Consider the following 20035-nt stretch of genomic DNA (forward strand, 5'->3'; position numbering starts at 1 on the left):
AGCGCTTTTTCCCAGATTTTCAAGGGCGCAATCACCGCAGCTGACATATTGTGACCGATTTCTCAGGTTCTGCCCTTTCGTCCCAATGCGTGCGGTTGCGTACAACGCCATTGCGGCGCACATGGGCAATCGCCTCAAGATCAATGTCGGCATAGGTCCAGCCCGGCTTGTTCAATATGCCCTCGGCCAAGACACCAGTCGCGGGGAAGCCGGTATCAGGCGGTCCAAATATGCCACCCGTTCCGGTATTCTGATCCACGGCCTCTGACCATTCCGCAGGGCCTACGATAGACGACATCACCGAGACGCACTGATTTTCGAGCGCGCGGGCCATGGCGCCGATGCGGACCCGCCAATAGCCCGCCAGTGCCTCCGTGCAGGACGGCACCAACAATAGATCCACATCTGCAAGCGCCCGTCCCAAAAGCGGAAATTCACTATCGTAGCAGATGAGGATGCCGATCTTGCCCAGTTCGGTGTCAAACACTTTGAGTGGGCCGCCACCGACCACCTCCCATGGATCACGCTCAAACATGGTCATGATCTGCTTGTCTTGAACGCCCTTCCTGCCGTTCGGGGCATATAGGGTCGCACGATTAACCGGACGATCCCGGCCATCAAATACGGGCGCCGATGCTCCAAGAATATGCACTCCGAATTGCGCGGCGAGACGCAGGTGCAAGGCATCGACTTCAGGCATCCGGCTGGAAACCGCATGTAGGGATTGTTCCAGATTTCCGGCAACCTCGGCACCATCGAGCGTGGACAGCTCCATCGCGCCATATTCGGGAAACACCAGCAGCTCTGCTCCCTGTTCAGCCGCTTCTTCTACCCAATGGGTGATTTTGGCATCATATTCGGACCAGTCATCAAACCAATCGAGCGGATAGGCAGCAGTGGCGATTTTCATGAGATTTTCCTGTCGTTTGACATCGAACGGCTGAGAAGAGCTGAGCTGCACGAGACCGCTCAGGTCAAGCTGCGTGACCAGAATTGAAGCGGTTTTCGGGTTTCCTCCACATCTCCCACGTCACGCCACGAAAAACGAGCCATCACACCCGGCATGGGGGAGTAACCCCGTTTGTGCCAGAAACTGTGTAGATCATGGTACACCTCGGGCCTGGCGGGATGGTCGCCCGGACGTTGAACGCTGCAAAACGCGGATACGCAAAAGCCGAGATTTCGGGCATGGGCCTCCCGCATATCAAAGAAACTGTGCCCAAGCCCGCGCCCGCGATACTGTGGCAACAGCACGGATTCGGCGCAGTAGAAAACATCCGTCAGCGCCAAGCCGGTTCCGTCGAACGCAGCGGCAAAATCCTCTGCGTGATCCGCGAGAGGTGCGCCGGTCGAAGCACCAACAAGCGCCCCGCCATCCCATGCCCCAATTACGATAGACCGGTCGCTGTCCAGATAGCTTTGCAGATAACTGCGTTCGTAGGCCAAATCGCCATCATAGAGATAAGGCCAATCGCGAAAGACAGCTATGCGAAGGCGGGCGATGTCATCAATCGCTTCAGCCAAGGCCGCGCCACGCAAAACCTCCAATTGAAGGTCCATCAGCCAGAGACCTGCGCCGTCCAATCCGCCAGGTTGTAATATGTCGTCACGCGGATGATCTTGCCGTCCTTCAGATCGAAGAACGACCCGGCGGGAAGGCGGTAGCTTTGCCGATGCGCTTCGGGCAGACCTGCATCGGTTTCGAGGTAGACGCCGTTCACGATGTATTCGGCAGCCGCCCGGGTACCGTCTTCATTATCGAAAATCACCATATCGGTGAGGTTTTCGTCGTAGCAGCGGCTCATATGGGCGCAAAACTCGGCAAACAACGCCTTACCGGTGCGGATTTTGCCTTCGTTCACGTGGTGGGCCACGTCATCGGAAAGACACGACAGCATGGCTTCGGTATCTTTGGCGTTGAATGCTTCAAAATATCGGGTGACGGTACGGTTCATTTTGCCTCCAATGGGTTACCCCAGCGCTCAGTCAGGCGCTGGATGATCTGGGATCGGGTTTGCCTGTAGCTGTCTAGCTTGGCATCCCGGGTTTCCCCCAGTCCAGTTGGGTCCATAATTGGCCAATATTCGACATCGAGGTGAAAAAACCGGGTGAGTTCCAGGGCCCGTCTCTGGCTGGCAGGCGACAAAGCCACGACTAGATCAAAAGACGACAGGTCGTCGCCCCATTGCTCCATTTCGTCAAACGACCGCGAGCGATGACGCGACAATTCAACGCCGATCTCCTGGCAGACCGCGATGCAGAAACCGTCGATTTCCATATCATTCTTGACACCGACCGACTGCACATAGGTGCCAGAGCCATAAAATTGCTTCATGATCCCCTCGGCCATAGGGGAACGGACCGCGTTGTGGTCACAGCAGAACAAAATCGACTGTGGCAACTCGCTCACGCTTCAGCCCCCAAAATGCAGAACGCAAATCAGCGTGAAGAGGCGGCGCGCCGTATCCGTATCAATCTCGGCCTTCCCTTCCAGACGTTCCTGAAGAACGCGGCTGCCTTCGTTATGGATACCTCGGCGGGCCATGTCGATCGTCTCGATCTGACTGGGCGGCAGGGTCTTAACAGCTGTGAAATAGCTCTCGCAGATCTGATAGTAGTCTTTGACGACCTGACGGAACGGCGACAGTGACAGATGGAATTCCGCCGCTTTCTCCCCGGCTTCGGACGCCACATCAAACACCAACCGCTTATCCCGGATCGCAAGACCTAGATGATAGGGACCTTCTGGCACCTCGCGCTCGCCGCGCGCTGGTAGGGCAAAGCTGTTGTCCTCGATCAGGTCGAAAATGGCGACCCGGCGCTCCTGCTCAATCTCGGGCGTCGGCGGCGGCAAGTTACTGTCATCAAGGTCAATTTGGCTGATGCGGCTCATGGGTCAGATCTCTGTGCGCGGGTCATACAGATAACTGACTAGCCGATGGCCGCTGCAACGGCAATCCGCGGGGCACGATGTGCCGCAAGGATGTGTCTCTTGGGACAGTCTCGCATCTGAAGGCCGCCCCGCAATTCGTCACGGCCTTCTCCGTTGCATTACTGATTCAACCGATTCAGCCGGGCGCGGATAGACAGACCATGGGCCTGCAGGCTTTCGCTTTTCGCAAGTGTCTCGGCCGCAGGTCCGATAGCCCGCAGCGCCTCAGGCGTGATCTCACTCAGCGTCGTGCGCTTCAGGAAATCCATGACTGACAGGCCAGATGAGAACCGTGCAGATCGCGCCGTTGGCAACACGTGGTTCGGTCCGCCGATATAATCACCGATGGCTTCGGGCGTATATTGGCCAAGGAAGATCGCCCCGGCATGAATGGTCTTTTCGCTGAGCGCGCGCGGATCAGCAACACAGAGTTCAAGATGCTCGGGCGCGATGCGGTTCGAAAGCCGCGCTGCCTCTGCAAGATCCGGCACGGTAATCACGGCACCATAGTCGCGCCAGCTGGGGCCAGCGATGGCGGCACGCTCCAACGTCTTCAATCGTTGCTCGACCGCTTCCGCCACGGCCCGCCCAAATCCTTCATCATCGGTGATCAGGATCGACTGCGCACTTTCGTCATGCTCAGCCTGACTCAGCAGATCCAGCGCGATCCAGTCTGGGTCGTTGTCCTTGTCCGCAATCACTAGGATCTCGGACGGCCCTGCAATCATGTCGATGCCTACCTTCCCGAAAACACGCCGTTTTGCCGCAGCAACAAATGCGTTTCCGGGGCCGGTGATTTTGTCGACAGGGGCGATGCTCTCGGTTCCATAGGCAAGGGCCGCAATCGCCTGCGCACCACCGATACGGTATATTTCATCGACGCCCGCCAACCGCGCCGCCAGCAGAACCAACGGGTTGATCTGCCCATCCGGCGTCGGAACCACAACCGCGAGCCGTTCAACACCGGCAACCTTCGCCGGAACCGCATTCATCAGCACAGAGGACGGATAACTCGCCAGCCCCCCCGGCACATAAAGACCTGCGGCCGATACCGCCGACCAGCGCCACCCCAATGACGCGCCAGTATCATCCTGCCACGCATCATCCGCAGGCATCTGCCGTGCGTGATAGGCGCGAATTCGATCGACCGCCAGCTCAAGCGCTGCACGTTCCTCGCCAGAGACCGCCTGCACAGCCGCGTCAATTTCGGCGTCAGAGATTCGCAGCTGATCGGCTGTCAGCTGCAACCGGTCGAATTTTGCGGTCAGCTCAATCAGCGCGGCATCGCCACGGGCGCGGACATCTGCGATAATATCGGCAACCACAGCATCCACATCGGGACTGTCTTCACGTTTCGCGCCCAGAAGCGCGGTAAAGGCCTTTTCGAAATCAGCGTCGGACGCGTTTAGAAAAACGGGCATCATGGCTCTCCTTTGCGCCTGCAATATAGCCCCCAGCCCTCAGTCTCAAGATGATTGCTTGCGTTGATGTCAGCGCAGCACCCGCCGCGCCAGTTGCGATATCATGTCCGGCGGCAGAGTATCATCCAGCGGACATAGCATCAGCACATCATGTCGGGGCTCACTTCCCAACATCACCGAACGGGGGCGAAGACCGAATGGGCGAAAACCGGCCTGCTGATAGAGCCTTTGCGCTTTCTTGTTTTCCTGATCCACGCAAAGCTCGACCTGGGTCAATCCAATCTCGCGCGCGTGACCCAGAACTTGCGTCAATAGGGCTCGGGCCATCCCCTGACCTTGATAGGCACGTGAGATATAGAAAGGCCCCAGATCGGCGGTATGGGAAATGCGTGACAATCCCCCCTGCCGTAGCACGGCAAAACCCACCAACCGTTCCTCGGCAAACGCGCCCCAATAGGCGCCGCTCTCGAAGCCGCTGATCAGAGCCGCATCCGGAATGCTGTCGGCTTCTTCCACGGTCATCAGAAATGACGCAGGAAACTCTGTCAGCCCCTCGCGCCACAGGGCACGAAGATCCGCAAGATCAGCCTTGACCAGTCGGCGCAACATCATGTCTCGTGCTGCGGTGCCCGACCCGATGGTGCCTGATAGGGACGCGTCACATCGCGCAAGGTCACCTCAATCGCCTCGACAGCCAGACGGATGGCCCCATCACCGGCAAGCGTCAGGACAATATGCCCGTCACCGTCGGTACCGGGCTCAAAACTCAGCGATAGGAGAGACAGGATAAGATCGCGCTCTTTGCGATCCACCCGTTGCGACGCTACAGACAGCACCTGATCGACCACCAGTACACTCTGCACCCGTTCATAAGGGCGTCCGCGCCTTTCAGCGGCGTCCTTGTCCTCCCAGCGGAACCGGTTCAGCAGCAGGGCAAAACGCCGTTCGGTCGGGCGCCAGCTGATTTCCGTCACCGGAAACACCGCATCCTGTGCGAGCGAGGCGATGACCTGCAGATCGTCGGGACCCAGGGCACCAAGATTCAGCGGCGCTTCGCGCCCATCGTCGAAACTGGCATCTGACATCACTGCTCCTGGATCCGTTCGATCTTGGCACCGACCGACGACAACTTCCGCACCACATGCTCGTAGCCGCGGTCCAGATGATAGACCCGACTAACCTTGGTTTCACCCTCTGCCGCGAGGCCGGCAAGGATCAGGGAAACCGAGGCACGCAGATCGGTGGCCATCACCGGTGCTCCTTTCAGTTTTTCGACGCCGGTCACGGTAGCATGGCCACCATGCACGTCGATCTTCGCGCCCATGCGCATCAGCTCCGGCGCATGCATAAACCTGTTCTCAAAGATCTTCTCTTCCAGAACGCTGGTTCCCTCGGCCGTGCACATCAGGGCCATCATCTGCGCCTGAAGATCGGTCGGAAAACCGGGGAACGGTTCGGTCACGACATCCACGGCCTGAACGCGGTTACTGCCGCGGCGCACGGTCAGGCTGTTCTCATTCTCGGTGATCTCGACGCCGGCGGCCTCCAACTTATCACAGAACGCCTCGATCAAGGACCGTTTTCCGCCGAGCAGCTCAACCTCACCACCGCAGATCGCTGGCGCCAGCATATAGGTGCCCAGCTCGATCCGGTCGGTAACAACCGGATGGGTGGCGCCGTGCAGACGATCCACGCCCTGAATTGTGATCGTCGAGGTGCCTTCACCTTCGATCTGAGCACCCATCTTGCGCAAGCACTGCGCCAGGTCGACGATTTCAGGCTCCCGCGCCGCGTTGTTGATCACGGTGGTGCCTTTGGCCAAAGTCGCGGCCATCAGGGCATTTTCGGTCGCGCCGACTGAAACCAAGGGGAAATCGATAGTGCCACCTTTCAAGCCGCCCATCGGCGCCTTGGCATGGACGTAACCGTCTTTCAGTTCCAGCTCTGCCCCCAGCGCTTCCAGCGCTTTCAGGTGCAGATCTACCGGACGCGCCCCAATGGCACAGCCACCAGGCAGCGAGACAACCGCATGACCATCGCGTGCCAACATTGGCCCCAGAACCAGAATCGACGCCCGCATTTTACGCACGATATCGTAGTCTGCGGTATGATTGTTGATGTCATGGCTGGACATCGCCAGCACTTGGCCATCCTGCAGCGTCGACACCTCGGCTCCCAGCGACTGCAACAAGGTCGTCATGGTGCGAATATCCGAAAGCCGCGGCGCATTTGTCAGCGTCAGCGGCTCCTCGCTCAGCATGGTTGCCGGCATCAGCGTGAGACAGGCGTTTTTTGCACCCGCGATGGGAATCTGCCCCTTGAGCGGGCCATTCCCGGTCACCAAAATCGAATCCATCTGCCCTTACTCCTTGGAACTGCCTGTTGAGAGGTCGTCGGCCCTGCGTTCGATACTGTCGCCTTTTACCGCACGCGCCTTGGCCTGAGCCTTCCGACGGCCCATATTCGCCTTCAATGCGGCCTTCAACCGATCTTCGCGTGTGGGCGCTGACCCGCCGCTTTTTACTGTTTTCTTCTCTGCCATAGATCTTCTGTACCGGAGTGTGAAAAAACCGTCCAGAATGCTCTTGCACCCCACTTCGTTTATGCCTAAAAGCCCCCTCACCGGCGCTGCTGTAGCTCAGAGGTAGAGCACTCCCTTGGTAAGGGAGAGGTCGAGAGTTCAATTCTCTCCAGCAGCACCAGTTTCCAGAACATCGCAAGTTTATATGCTTAACAGCATATCTGAAGCCGCCATTCTCGGCCGCTACCCCCTCCGTATGCAGGGATCCTTCGCGATTGCAGAGCTTCTCCCACAGATTGTCCGCCGACAGCCCACCGGTCGAGCACAACGCCCCTCGAGACCGAATCGATCCTGAGCATTCGAACTCCGATTCGTTGCCATTTCAGCAACAACGCCGACAGCTGCTTGAGACTGTCAGCGGTTAACCGCCGTTGAATCAAATTGTCTACAGATTGCGATGCGCGAATCACTCTGGTTAAGGCTGATTTTAATTTTCAGCCGTCATTCTCATTGCCAAGGACCGCAATCCCGCGAGCTAAGCGGGGCGCGGCGCCGCAGCAGCACCCGGAACAGGAGGGTTGAATGACAAATCAAGTGCAACACGACCGCCCGCCGACCAGGACAAGGCCGGGCATCGTGCCGGCTGGTGCCAAGCGGTATGGGGTCGATCCAGTCTGTTTGGACCAAAGTGAAAAATGCGGGCCAAGGCTACGGTTTTTCAACCGACAGCTCGCAGGGCAGATCATACAGGCAAGCGTCCAACTTTCCCGGGTCCTCCCCACATTCAGCGCGTGCAGAGACAGCGTGTTTTCGTTGAGACACAGCTTGAGCGATCTATCGCATCTAGCCGAGCCGACGTTGGCGCTCTGCCTCAGGCCGCGCTGGAAACGACGATGGTGCCGCGCCGCGACTCCAAACTCTTAAAAAAATCAAGTGGCCGCCAAAATCGATGCTGCCTGAAATCCGCTTATCCATTGGAAGGTTCCCGCCAAAACCGGTGGGCTCACTTTGAGTACGACACCATATCTGGTGTATCCGCTTTGCTTCAGTCGTGAGGCGCTGCGGAACGGGACCAACGAAATGGACGCGTCATCGTTTTGCACCCCTGCCGGGAACGCCAGTTCTCGGGCCACCACACGACACCAATAACTGCCGACAGGGCAATACCGAACCCGGCCGCCTGGAACGCATCGACATGCAGTCGGTGCGCCGGGTGAGCTGTCCCAAAACCAGCGTGCTGATCTCCCTATCAGCCGCGATAGCACGAGGCTGCCCTCGACAAGGAACACGTCATGTCGACGATCTGGAACTCTATTATTCGAAAAACTGCAGTGGCTGCCGCTGCACTGACCATGATGAGCGTTTCTGCCGGAATGCTCCCGGCGCAAAGCATCAACAACAATATCAAGAGTCAGCTGGACGAATTCGTCAAACGTGGCACCGAGGTGAGATTCGAAGGGTATCTTACCGGCTACAGCTATTGGGATAACACTCCCCCCGGCAGTGCCGCCATTGCGCGCCCGGTCCTGCGGCGCCAGGCCGGCGGAACCGGCACTTATAATGACCCAATTACCATCGCGGTGGGACATGCCATTCGGCGCGGGCGCCAGACGTTGGACTTCCCGGCAGGCACACGGTTTTACATCGAGCGCCTGCGCAAATACGCAATCGTAGAAGATGTATGTGGCGACGGGCACCAGCCACAAAATGGTCCCTGCCATACCGGCAAGAATGGCCGCCCCTGGCTCGACATTTACATCGGGGGCAAGCGAAACTCTGTCCGCGACACCGAACGCTGCATGAACCGATTGACGGGGATGCAGCCCATCCGCCTCAACCCACGGCGCGGCTATCCTGTTGCACAGGGCGAAATCTCGGCCAGCGGCTGTCAGGTCTTCCGCCCGGTGAGTTAACTTGGTCGCGATCCAATTCGCTAACCCTAGCGGGCGCGGCGCTTCAGATGCGCAAGCGCCTGCAGGACGATCCCATTGGTGTTAAGGTCAGCATGGTTTGCCATTTGCCCATAGCCGTCAAGGAACAGGCCACTGCTCATGCCAAAACCATCAATTCGGGCGCGGCTCTGTGCGGTTTCCAGCATCTTCAGGCTGAACGCGCATGGCCGCACCGCATACCACAGATAAGCCGCTTTGGTTGAAAAGATCCCGTAGGGGCTGGTCGCCACAGGCTCAAAGAGCACATCGCGCCCCTTTCGATAACTGACATTCCATCGCGTTTCATGGCCAAGATCGAACCCCTGATAGACAAACCAGGGCGCTGTATCGATTGGGGTCTCTGATGGCGCCAGCAATTGCCCGGTCTGATCATAGTGATGCTTCATCGCCCCAAGGAAGATATCGGTGAGGACCGCGCATTCCGCCGAGGGCCCCAACTCGACATATTCCAGCAGCAGCGGTTCGGAGGGCAGAATACCAATCTGATCCACCGTATAGAGTAGACTGACCGTTCTGTCGGCGACGGTATCCCCGACGAAGGCCTCGCGATAAGGAGATCGCGTATCAGGCTGACCCAGCAACGGCAGAATACGCGTCTGATAGTGGGCGCAATGCGACAGATACGACGACTGGATTCGTGTCTTCAGAATATTCTTCAGCACACCACCCTGCATAAGGCCCGCAATTTCCCATTTCTTCATTAGCTGAGACGACGCCTCCGCAAGCGCCGCATGTTTCGCGGCCCGGGTCACGGCACTGCTCAGGCGTGCAAAATCACAGGCATCAAAGCCGCGGCGTTCGATAGACGCATCCCGCACATTGATCAGCGTAGGCGGATAGGCCATGTCCCCGTCAGTGATCACCGGCAGGGATGCCATGATCTTCTTGATGCGGCGATAGATCTTGTCAGCGGGCGCCAGATCCAGATCAATTGCGGCGAGCAGCCCCAGTATCAGGCTGCCGACATCCCACATCGTAATTTCATAGTTGTTGAAAGACTTACCGTTAATCTGCTTCCTGACGGTCAGCGCCAACCCGGTGGCGCTCATCTCTGCCTGTTCCAGATAGCTGTAGGCCAGTTGTGCGTCGGCCATCATGGCCTCATTAAACACAGGCGGCTCCGGCGCCAAATCAGTACTGCGCAGTGCCTCTCGCGCCTCCAGCAGCAACTCATGCGCCGGGTCAACAATTCCTGTAGGATAATTAAGGCAGATCCCATTCGCGGCCGGAATCTTGGCGGCGAGCTTGCCAACAGCGTCAACCTTATGAACGAAGACAGCATCCGGATGCCGCACGTCTCCCCGCTGCGGCGCAACCTCATCGGCAAGGAAGAGCGGGCCTTCCACCGGTTCGCCGTCAGGCCCCAGGCCCGGCGCTCCCAGACGACGCTGCTCCCCGTCACGGGTCTCCAACAACAAAGCACCATCCGCGCGACGCTCCCCGCCGCGCACCAGAGTCACACAGTCAACGCCGAGACGTGCCCGCGCCTGGCCCAGTAACGCGTCATAGCCTTCCCCACTCTCAGGGAACTCGGGCAGAATGACATAGTGCCGGGAGTGGTTTGGCAGGAAAGCACAACACCGTTTGTAGAGTTCTCGCGGCAGGACCGACAGAAGATACCCTGAAAGGCGCGCGCGATTGACACTCGCGGCGATACGTTGACCGACCTCATAAGCGCGTGCCGGATCAATCGGCAGTTCCGCCACATCAATGGCCAGCACCGTCCCGTCCCCCAATTGGGAGAAAAGCCCGGATGTCATCTTCTGCTGGGCTGATCTCAGATCAAGACGCGCCTTAAGCGGTAACATCAGAACTGCGGCCGGCCCAAGCAGCGCCTCGCGTTCGGCATCAGCAACCGCATCGTATATCACGGTCGTGCACCCTCCGGTCCGCAAGCCATCCTGCCTCAGGTCGCCCTCCATGCCATTTGTGGATACGGTCGAAAAATGCGCAGGCTGGGCCGCCGCCGCCATCGATCCCGGCAAAAGCCGATCAATCTGTGATCGCAGGCTCCAGAGTGCTCGTGCCTTGAAATATCCCGTCTTCTGCATGAGATCGCGCGTGGCAGGGACAATCTCGACGAATGTCCGGTTTTTGGATGCCGTGTCACTCAGCATCGACAAGACCGGATGAACGGCATCCGGGCTGTGTCTGGCGAAGTCATCGAACTCAACTTCAACCGCCAAAGCAACGCCTTGCGACAGGAACGCAAAGATCAGCGAGCCAAGTGCGTTCTCGGGCAGGGATGGATGCACACCTGTCAGCAGTATGGAAAACGCCCGAATTCCCTCTGCGTGATCTGTCTGCGCTTCAGCCGGCCATGCTGCACCTATCAGGCCACCTGAGGCCAACCCCAGAAACTCACGACGTTTCCACCGCATTACCCTGTCCAACTTTCTGGTTTCGGCGCTGTTTACCATAACTTGAACGAGCCGCGATGCCCATCTTGAATTATCGTTAGGACTTTGTTAAAAACTTAATTAGCGGTCGCGGAATCGAAATGGTTCGCGCGCAAGCACGACTGGCGAAAATCGCCTGCCCCCCAAACGAGTAATTGAAAAAGTAACACGTTATTTGAACGGGTTGGCAAGTGATGTACACGACGACTGATAATCGGCCGACGCCAGGGCCAAAGAAAAGCAGAGCAAAGGCTCCTGCTGCTTCAACGCGTCGTCACAAGACATTTCCGACTGAGATTCTGCCGGCCGAGATGGCTCTCTCGACCGACGCCGAGAAGCAGATCTTCAAAGCTGGCAACGCAACCCGGCCGTTTCTGGCGGTCCTGTTGTTTGTGATTGCGCTCGCCCTAGCGGCGGCGATGATCATTGCCGTGACACAGAATGTGATCACCGAGTTCAAATTGGCGCGACCATTGTTTCAGAACAGCGCGCCTGCGGATAACATCAGCCAAGATTGGCGCCGTTTCCTGCCGCAGAGTGACAATCTGGAAGGCGATGGGGGCAATGATCAGCTCGACCGCGATTACGCCAGCGCGGATATTGCGGGCGGCAGTTCCTGCGAAACCCAAACAGGCACGCCCCGCAGTGCGAGCAATAACCCCTCGAAAGTATACGCTTTTGTAACGGCGGACCTCGAAGACGTTTCCAACTCCGTTCAACGGACCTGCAACACGATCAATGTGTTTGTCCCCGAATGGCTGATCATCAGCGACAAAGGTGTCGACTGGTTGCAGTCCGGCAATCAGGATTTTAGTACGCCCTATGTCGTGCGGACCAACCCTTTTGGCGATAGTCCGATCCAGCCGCTGATCCATGTGCAGGCCAGCGCGCTCAGCAGCGAGGCGTCTGGTCACTGGTCTAATACCGCAGCGCTTGCGGCGCGGCAGGGATGGTCCGGTCTGTGTTTTGATATGCGCCGGCTTGAGGTGCAAAACCTGCAAAAGGCTCTACTCCATCTCGATGGTGTGAAAGGGGACTTCGCGGCAGCAAACCTGGAAACCTGTGCAGTTATCGCGCCAGACCAGATCGAAACCCTTGCCTATGGCAGCGCATTGCCCGAGCGGGTGATCCTGCCCGCCATTCAGAACAGCTACCGTCTCGGGATCTACGAAGAATCGCCAGCTCCGCTTGATTGGTTCCAGTCCGTTCTCGAACGTGCGCGCACCACTATCCCTCAGGATAAACTGGTGATTGGTCTCGCGGCTGGTGGTGTGCACTGGACCACTGGCACGAGTGCACCGGAGTTTATCAGTTATGCAGATGCAATGTCCCAGGCCGACCAATATGGCGCCTTCGCGGGCTATGCACCCGAAAAAGGTCACGGGCTGATCTCCTATATGGACGCTGGTGGCGAGCGAAACATGATCTGGTATCTGGATGCCGTAAGCCACTACAGCCAGTTGCTGAGTGTCGCAGAAGCTGGCATCGACGGTGTTGCGATCTGGGGGCTGGGGCAAGAGGATCCCTCCATTTGGCCTCTGCTCGCCGAGGAAGATATCCTGTCGGACGAAGCCTTTGCCACGTTGCGTGATATCGATCTGAACAGCTTTGTCTCGTATCGTGGCACCGGCCCATTTCTGCGGTTCAGCGAAACCGAAGTCGTCGGCCGTCGCCACGTGACCCGCGATTCCGAAACTCTCATGGTCATCGATGCGATCACCGATCCGCTGCCCTTGCCGGTCATCGCGGACCGTTACGGGGTCTTGCCAGACAAATCCATTCTCCTGACCTTTGATGACGGGCCGTCGCAGGACCACACGCAGGAGATCCTCGATATCCTGAATGCCGCCAACGTCCCTGCGACGTTCTTCATGGTCGGCAATCAGATGTTTGAGCAAAAGAACGTCGTCAACGCACTCGCCGAAGCCGAATTCGACTTCGGGCTGCACACCTTCTCTCACCCGCAGCTCAATCGCGCCTCCCCTGCGCGGGTGCAGGTTGAACTGGCTTTGCAGTCAAGGATCTTTTCCTGGCTGACCGGCCGCACACCAGTTGTTTTCCGCGCGCCCTATATGCGTGGTCCCGGACCGCTGGAGGGCGATCTGGCGCGGCGGCTGAAGACCATTATCGATCAACGTTATCACCTCCTGGGTGCCGATATCGTGCCACCGGATTGGCGCAGCCTGAGCCCGAAGCAACTGGTAGACTACACTCTGGGAGCCTTGGACGGCAGCGGTCAGGTGCTGCTCATGCACGATGGCGGAGGTCCGCGCAGCAGTACCATCAGCGCCCTACGCCTGTTGCTGCCCGAGCTGAAAGCGCGCGGCTATCAGTTTCTGACGCTAGAACAGGCAATGGCCGGGTTTGGAAGCCCCTACGAGACGCGGCAGGTCGCCAGCCTTGAACCCTTCGAAGCGCTGGCCTTTACAGGTGTGGGAAACAGCGCCACGTGGGTGGCATTTGTGGTTCCATTTGCAGTGCTTCTCGGGGTCATCCGCGCTCTTGTCCTGTTCATAATGGCGATCCGTTCCCGCCGTGCCGACCGCATGGATCTACGCCACCGGACAGGTGATTTTTCCGCCCCGGTGACGGTGGTGATCCCAGCCTATAACGAAGAGAATAGCATCCTGAAGACGATCTACAGCGTGCTGGAGTCAGACTACCCCAACCTATCAGTGCTGGTGGTGGATGACGGGTCGACGGACTCCACCTATGAGCTGGTGACAAAGACTTACAAAGGCAACCCGAAGGTACAGATCCTGCGTCAGCCCAATGGCGGCAAGTGGAAAGCATCCAATCTCGCCTTCTCGCATGTCACCACCGACTTTGTCGTTGCGATTGATGCCGATACCATCGTCGCGCCGGATGCTATCCGCCGTCTGATGCAGCCCTTGCGCAACCCCAACGTTGGTGCAGTGGCTGGCAAAATCATGGTCGGCAACTCTAACAACCTTCTGACAAAGCTGGAAAAGCTTGAGTATACGGTCGCCCAGAACATCGACCGCCGCGCCTATGAAACGATCAATGCGATCATGGTTGTACCCGGTGCATTTGGCGCCTGGCGAACCGACGCTGTGCGCAAATGTGGCTACTACAGCAGCCAGACGCTGGCAGAAGACACCGATCTGACCATCTCACTCCTGGAAAAGGGGTATGAGGTCCGTGCCGCGGAGCGTGCATATGCCTACACCGAGGCGCCCGCATCCGTCGGAACGCTGATGAAACAGCGGATGCGCTGGTCGATCGGGATCCTGCAATCCGCATGGAAACATCGCGGCACCATCCGTCAGGGCCATGCTGTCGGCTTGGTCGGGCTTACGGATCTGGTTGTCTTCGGAGTGATCATGCCGCTTCTTGGCCCGATTATCGACCTGTTGCTGGTGCTCATGTTGGTGCGGTTCGTGTCCAGCTTTGACGGCACCACCTTTGACGCCTTCACCGTTCGTGATTATGCCGTGCTCGCCATTTTCCTTGCGCTACCGCTGCTGGAAATGATCATGGCTGATTATGCCGTACGGTCCGAGCCATCGACCCCGCGTGCCATGGTGCTGCTGTTGTTGTTGAACCGCTTCATTTATCGCCAATTGCTGATCATCAATGTCTATCGCTCGCTGTGGCGGATCCTGACAGGGCGGTTGACGGGGTGGCACAAACTACGTCGATTTGGATCCGTTCAGGCGCCGGTCCGGCCAACAGTTGCAGCCCGGGCCCATCTCAGCTGACCTGCGGACCGCATGACAACCGGCCTGCGGGATCGGGCAAATCGCGGCCTACCCCTCTCACGGGCTCGAGGAACCAGATTGATCTGTCACCAACCTGGACTGGTCTGGCATGAAATAAGCCCTGCCCAAGAGAGAACCTTGGGCAGGGCTTTGTCGTTTTACACGCAGAGTTGCTCAGTTGCCGTCAGACGTGCTTTCACCCGAGAGCGCATTGGGATCGAACGCGCCACCGAAGGCGGAGTTTCCGCCGCTTGCCGGTGCCGAGCTTTCGTCTTCGCCTTCAGGGGCAGCGCTGTCTCCGCCACCCAGAGCATTGGGGTCAAATACCCCGCCAAACCCAGAGCTATTACCACCGCTGCCAGATGGCTCAGATGTTGGGTCTCCGGCATCAGAGCTCCCGTTTTCGGCTTCTTCAGCTGCTCGGCGAGCAGCGTCTTCGGCACGGCGCTGACGCAATTGCTGAATACGCAGCTCGGTTTCCAGCCGTTTCTGCTCCTTCACTTCGGCGATACATTGGGCTGGGCTGTAAACAGTCGCCGTGCCGACAATCACAATGGTGAAGCAGGCAACCCCAACTAGCCCAAGAGCCGCCCAGTTCGAACTGAGGAACCCCGGCAGCCGAAGTCGGCCACTTTCCAGCTCTTCCACCGTCGCGTCCTTGCGGGCCGCCGCGACCAACTCACGCCGACGGATTGTTGCCTCGTTGAACAGCGCCGCAAAAACCGTCAGCACAACGATGATAAATGCCAGAGCAGAGATCGCCGGAGTGATACCGTAGCGCACCTTTTGCGCCAGTTCGATTGTCAGGGTCGGATATTCGCCGAAGGTGAAAGTAGTGGTGTTGTAGTTCTCAAAACTAGCAAGGAAGGCAAGAACCGCCGCCGACGCAATTGCCGGTTTCATGAATGGCAACAGAACCTTGCGGAACGCCTGCGCATGGGTCGCCCCCAGATCAAGCGCCGCCTCAGTCAGCGCGATGTCGTAACGCTGCAGACGCGCCACCAGCACCAGCATACAATAGCTGGCGATGAAGGTGGATTGGCCGATGATGGTCAAGAACAGCCCATTGGACAGGAAACTATCCGCCCCCAGACCAACCATACGGTTGATACGATCCCAGAACACCAGAGTCGAAATACCGATCACCACGCCCGGTATCAGGATCGGTGCGATGATGACGGTGTAATAGGTCGCCCGGAGCTTCGGCCAGATCTGCGTTAGCATCAAAGCGCCCGCCAGACCCATTGCCACCGACAGCACCACCGTGCCCGCGCCCACCAGAATAGAATTCCAGATGCCATTCAGAATGCGCTCGTCCTGGAACAGGGCAGAGAACCATTCGAATGTCAGGCACTCCCATGGCGTGGCTTGCGGAAAGCCCGGCGAGTTGAAGGCGGTGACCGACATGATCACCAGCGGCCCCAGAAGATAGGCGAAGAATATCGCCAGATAGAACCAGACGCTCAGGCGCAGAAAGGAGAAATTCTTCATTTGCCGATATCTCCCATATTCACCTTGAACAGGCGCATGACGGCCAGGACCAACAGGATACAGGTCACAAGCAGTACCACCGCATAGGCAGCACCCTGCGGCCAGTCGGAGTTGTCATTGAACTGCTGGTAGATCAACTGCGTGAACCACAAGGACGAGGGGCCGCCCAGGATCTGCGGCGCCGCCAGAGCGCCCGCCGAGAGCATGAACACCATGGTGCACCCCGAGCTGATACCTGGTTTGGCATAGGGGATTACAACACGTTGGTGGATCTTGGCCCAGCTGGCCCCCATGTCTCGAGCGGCCTCGATCTGGTTGCGATCCAGGCTTTCGATCACGTTATAGATCGGAAAGATCATCAACAGGATGTAGGCATAGCCAAGCCCTGCATAGAGCGCGATATCATTGCGAATGAAATCAAACGGCGTATCGAAAACCCCCATCCCGACGAGGGCCGTGTTCAAAACACCGCTTTCCCCGAAAATGATGCGCAGGGCAAAGGCCCGCAGGATTTCATTGATCCAATAGGGGATGATCAGCATCAGGGCAAAAATACGGATGTGATTGCCCTTGGTCTGCGCGAGATAATAGGCGATCGGATAGCAAAGGATCAGGTTGAACACCGTGACACAGACCGCAGCGACGAGCGTGCGGAAGAATACCCGCAGATCAACTGCATTGTAGTCTTGGCTACCGCCCTCGGGGCCAAAGACCAGATATTTGTAGTTCTCCAGCGTATAGACGTCCTTTGGCCCGCCGATCTCTGGTGGAGGCAGGTTCGGTCGGAATGAAAAGTCGAGCATCGACAGCTGCGGCAGAATGATGAGGCCGATAGTCCAAAACAGGACGAGACCAAGCATCAACGAACCCAGTCCGTAGCCGTTGCGATTAAAGAATTCCCTCAGGAATCTTGGCATGATCTGGCCCTCCTTATTCTGCGGCCAGCTCACCCGCGGGCACGACGACGGCATTCTTCGTCTCGTATTCCAGGGTGATGTTTTGACCTGTGTGATCGTCGAACGACTGACCAAGGTTCGGGATGGAAACCTTCAGCTCCTTACCGCCGTCTCCCTCCATGAAGATGTTGAAGGCATTGCCTTCAAATTCCTCGTGGTTGACCTTGGCGGTCACAAAATGATCACCGGTGGCCCCTTGCGGCGCCAAGGCAAAAGCTTCGGGGCGAATAAACATCATCGCATCATCGCCCTCTTTCATCTTCCCCTGATTGGCAGAAGATATCCGCGCGACAAGATTACCGGACCGGTTCGTCGCTATGAGCGCTTCATTCCCCATTACCCGCTTCACCTTGCCGCGGAACACGTTGTTCTCCCCGACAAAGGATGCGGCAAAGGCCGTTGCAGGATCGTTATAGACCGCCTTGCCGTTGCCGATCTGGTCGATCACGCCGGCGCGCATGACGGCGATATTGTCGGACATGGTCAGCGCCTCGCCCTGATCGTGGGTGATATAGATAAACGTAATGCCGACCCGCTGCTGAATTTCGCGCAGTTCGGTCCGCATGTGCTGACGCAGCTTGAGATCAAGTGCCGACAGCGGTTCATCCAGCAGGAGCACATCCGGCTCAGCGCAGAGCGCGCGCGCGATGGCAACCCGCTGACGCTGACCGCCAGACAGTTCCGACGGCAGTTTGTCCCCCTGCCCCGGCAGTGCAATCATGTCCAGAAGCTCATCCGCGCGCTTGCGCCGATCCTTTGCCGACGCGCCGTTGATCTCCATGGAGAAGGTGATGTTTTCCCAAACCTTCATCAGCGGGAACAGCGCAAGGTTCTGAAAGATCAGCGCGGTCGGGCGCTTGTTCGGGCCAATCCCGCGCATGTTGTTGCCGCCAATCAAGACGTTCCCTTCGCTTGGCTCCAGGAAACCGGAAACCGCGCGCAAGATTGTCGTCTTGCCACAGCCAGACGGGCCCAGGAACGAAAAGAAATCGCCTCCGTTGATTTTGACATTTGCGTCGCGCACGGCGACGAAATCTCCAAAGCGGATCCAGAGGTTTTCAAGATCTACGCCTACCCCAGCACTCATGTGGCCTCTCCCTCGGTGCAACCGTTCGTTCGGAGGCGAACCCCCGGCCGATGCAGATAGCATCCGGTTGATGATATGTTGAATTTACGCCCTCAGGCGTGTGGCTGGCCCCCGCCGAAACGGGAGCCAGATGTACTTGCCCGATCAGGTGATCAGGCGCTCTTGAACTTGTTGACGAATTCGGTCCGTACGTCTGCGTACCAGGGGGCTTCAGCTGGCCATGGGTTGAGATTGGCAAGGCTGTTGCCGGGATAGGCTTCGGCAAAGTTCTTCTTATAGACATCGCCGGAGTAATCATCCGCTTTCAGCACGGGCGAATTGTACCCATGGCTGTCGATTGCCTTGCCCGCAGGTTCCTGCTGGTAAGCATAGTCGATAAAGGCATAGACCTGCTCTTCGTTCTGGGCGCCGACTGGCATCGACATGCCGTCAACCCAGGCCATCGCCCCCTCGACCGGTGCCTGATAATGAACAGGCTCACCTGCGGATTTCAGCGCAAGCGGCGGTCCATCCCAGGTCTGCCCGACAACGACACCTTCGTTCAGCAGGCCGTTTTTCTGGGTATCCGCATCGTTCCAGATCAGCTTGATCCGGTTTTTGCGCGCCACACACCAGTCGGTGACCTGGCCCCAGACCTTGCGCATGGTGTCTTCATCTTCATACGCCGCCCAGATCGAGCCAGGTTCCATTTCGCCGGCGGCCTCCATGTAGAGCCCCGCACCCAGCATCATGGAATGGGCACGGCCCATGGTCTTGCCTGCGTTCTCTTCACTCCAGACATCGCCGTAAGACGGCGCATCGCCGGATGGCAGCCACTTGTCAGTCCGGTAGGCAATTCCCTCAGTGCCCCAGATATGCGGCAGCCAATGGGCGCCATTGTCGCCAAAGTTCCAGGCATCTGTACCAATCTTCGCCATCGCCGGGTTCACCGCGTCAACATTTACCTTATTGAGATCAAACGGCTTCAGAAGTTCCAGTGGCCCCCATTGCAAGGAGCGGTTGTTGGTTGGCGAAACGATGTCGAAGCCTTGCCCCTTCGTGGCTTTCATCTTGTTGATGATTTCTTCGTTCGACCCGATACCTGTGTAGTTCACCTTGATCCCGGTCTTACCCTCGAACCCGGCGATGAACTCAGGTGGCAGATAGTCGGACCACATCAGAATGTTGATCTCGCCGGAGGAGGCCAGTGCGCTCTTGGAATAGAGCGGCGCTGCCAGGGCTGCCGCACCAGCGCTCTTCAGAATCGAGCGGCGGGTTACATTGGACTTTGCAGTCATATTCTTTTTCTCCCTATGGATCTGTTGGTCTTTTGTTTTTCTTTTTTGGTAGTGGAACTCTGCGAAACACACTCCGATTGCTACAGTGACAGATTCAGAATTCGATAAGGCCAGAAGAGGCCCTACAGGCGTATTTATGGTGCCAGTTTCAGTTCCATCCCTAGACATTCGGAACGAAACTTATGCGCGTTTGTCAGCGAAGACGCCGACTCCCACATGGTTCCACCGCAGTCAGTCTGCGCCTTTGGCGCCTCTCACGTCAACGATGCAACACTGT

General features: G+C 57.9%; 17 protein-coding genes and 1 tRNA gene. 3 read left to right on the top strand and 15 right to left on the bottom strand.

Features of this window, described 5'->3' with window-relative positions; genetic code table 11:
• Positions 1-31 precede the first annotated feature (31 nt).
• From VXL81_RS18830 to VXL81_RS18875, 10 genes are all read right to left on the bottom strand, one after another.
• Positions 32-910: a carbon-nitrogen hydrolase family protein gene (locus VXL81_RS18830; protein ID WP_416555602.1), complete on the bottom strand. Its 879-nt coding sequence runs from the start codon at positions 908-910 to the stop codon at positions 32-34.
• Between the two features lie 59 nt (positions 911-969).
• Positions 970-1560 (bottom strand): GNAT family N-acetyltransferase, encoded by a 591-nt coding sequence (locus tag VXL81_RS18835; protein WP_416555604.1) that lies wholly within the window; start codon positions 1558-1560, stop codon positions 970-972.
• The gene (locus tag VXL81_RS18840; protein WP_340546472.1) at positions 1560-1955 is read right to left on the bottom strand and encodes a ketosteroid isomerase-related protein; all 396 of its coding nucleotides are present in this window, start codon (positions 1953-1955) and stop codon (positions 1560-1562) included. The genes VXL81_RS18835 and VXL81_RS18840 overlap by 1 nt, the downstream gene beginning before the upstream one ends.
• On the bottom strand, positions 1952-2410 hold the full coding sequence (locus VXL81_RS18845) for a low molecular weight phosphatase family protein (RefSeq protein ID WP_416555606.1): 459 nt from the start codon (positions 2408-2410) through the stop codon (positions 1952-1954). Before VXL81_RS18845 ends, VXL81_RS18840 begins: the two co-directional genes overlap by 4 nt.
• 3 nt (positions 2411-2413) lie before the next feature.
• Complete coding sequence (locus VXL81_RS18850; protein ID WP_340546470.1) at positions 2414-2893, bottom strand: UPF0262 family protein; 480 nt, start codon at positions 2891-2893, stop codon at positions 2414-2416.
• Between the two features lie 158 nt (positions 2894-3051).
• On the bottom strand, positions 3052-4353 hold the full coding sequence (gene hisD / locus VXL81_RS18855; protein WP_416555608.1) for a histidinol dehydrogenase: 1302 nt from the start codon (positions 4351-4353) through the stop codon (positions 3052-3054).
• Positions 4354-4422: 69 nt separating this feature from the next.
• Positions 4423-4965 carry a GNAT family N-acetyltransferase gene (locus VXL81_RS18860; RefSeq protein WP_416538301.1) on the bottom strand — a complete coding sequence of 181 codons (543 nt, stop codon included), beginning with the start codon at positions 4963-4965 and terminating at the stop codon, positions 4423-4425.
• Positions 4962-5438: a DUF2948 family protein gene (locus tag VXL81_RS18865; protein WP_416538300.1), complete on the bottom strand. Its 477-nt coding sequence runs from the start codon at positions 5436-5438 to the stop codon at positions 4962-4964. The genes VXL81_RS18860 and VXL81_RS18865 overlap by 4 nt, the downstream gene beginning before the upstream one ends.
• Entirely contained in the window at positions 5438-6709 is a 1272-nt protein-coding gene (murA, locus tag VXL81_RS18870) for a UDP-N-acetylglucosamine 1-carboxyvinyltransferase (protein ID WP_340546466.1), read from the bottom strand. Before murA ends, VXL81_RS18865 begins: the two co-directional genes overlap by 1 nt.
• A gap of 6 nt (positions 6710-6715) precedes the next feature.
• The gene (locus tag VXL81_RS18875; RefSeq protein WP_416555610.1) at positions 6716-6895 is read right to left on the bottom strand and encodes a hypothetical protein; all 180 of its coding nucleotides are present in this window, start codon (positions 6893-6895) and stop codon (positions 6716-6718) included.
• An 85-nt stretch (positions 6896-6980) separates the two neighbouring features.
• Here VXL81_RS18875 and VXL81_RS18880 point away from each other — a divergent pair.
• Positions 6981-7055: transfer RNA gene (locus VXL81_RS18880), tRNA-Thr, on the top strand.
• A gap of 1111 nt (positions 7056-8166) precedes the next feature.
• Positions 8167-8787, top strand: a complete 621-nt coding sequence (locus tag VXL81_RS18885; RefSeq protein ID WP_416543498.1) for a hypothetical protein — start codon at positions 8167-8169, stop codon at positions 8785-8787.
• A gap of 26 nt (positions 8788-8813) precedes the next feature.
• Here the strand turns inward: VXL81_RS18885 and VXL81_RS18890 are convergent, their stop codons facing one another.
• A complete protein-coding gene (locus tag VXL81_RS18890) occupies positions 8814-11207 on the bottom strand; it encodes a DUF3131 domain-containing protein (RefSeq protein ID WP_416555612.1) in 2394 nt (797 codons plus the stop codon).
• Positions 11208-11536: 329 nt separating this feature from the next.
• Between VXL81_RS18890 and VXL81_RS18895 the strand changes: the two genes are divergently transcribed.
• On the top strand, positions 11537-14947 hold the full coding sequence (locus tag VXL81_RS18895; RefSeq protein WP_416555614.1) for a glycosyltransferase: 3411 nt from the start codon (positions 11537-11539) through the stop codon (positions 14945-14947).
• Positions 14948-15121: 174 nt separating this feature from the next.
• On the opposite strand, the gene VXL81_RS18900 is transcribed toward VXL81_RS18895, so the two are convergent.
• The 4 genes from VXL81_RS18900 to VXL81_RS18915 all read right to left on the bottom strand — a co-directional run bounded on the left by VXL81_RS18900 (position 15122) and on the right by VXL81_RS18915 (position 19758).
• Positions 15122-16438: an ABC transporter permease gene (locus VXL81_RS18900; protein WP_416555616.1), complete on the bottom strand. Its 1317-nt coding sequence runs from the start codon at positions 16436-16438 to the stop codon at positions 15122-15124.
• Positions 16435-17355: an ABC transporter permease gene (locus tag VXL81_RS18905; protein WP_340546460.1), complete on the bottom strand. Its 921-nt coding sequence runs from the start codon at positions 17353-17355 to the stop codon at positions 16435-16437. Before VXL81_RS18905 ends, VXL81_RS18900 begins: the two co-directional genes overlap by 4 nt.
• A gap of 13 nt (positions 17356-17368) precedes the next feature.
• Positions 17369-18481, bottom strand: a complete 1113-nt coding sequence (locus tag VXL81_RS18910; protein WP_340546459.1) for an ABC transporter ATP-binding protein — start codon at positions 18479-18481, stop codon at positions 17369-17371.
• Positions 18482-18633: 152 nt separating this feature from the next.
• Positions 18634-19758, bottom strand: a complete 1125-nt coding sequence (locus VXL81_RS18915; protein ID WP_340546458.1) for an extracellular solute-binding protein — start codon at positions 19756-19758, stop codon at positions 18634-18636.
• Positions 19759-20035: the final 277 nt, after the last annotated feature.

This window comes from Phaeobacter sp. JH204B (genome assembly GCF_048055755.1).
Classification (GTDB): domain Bacteria; phylum Pseudomonadota; class Alphaproteobacteria; order Rhodobacterales; family Rhodobacteraceae; genus Phaeobacter; species Phaeobacter bryozoorum.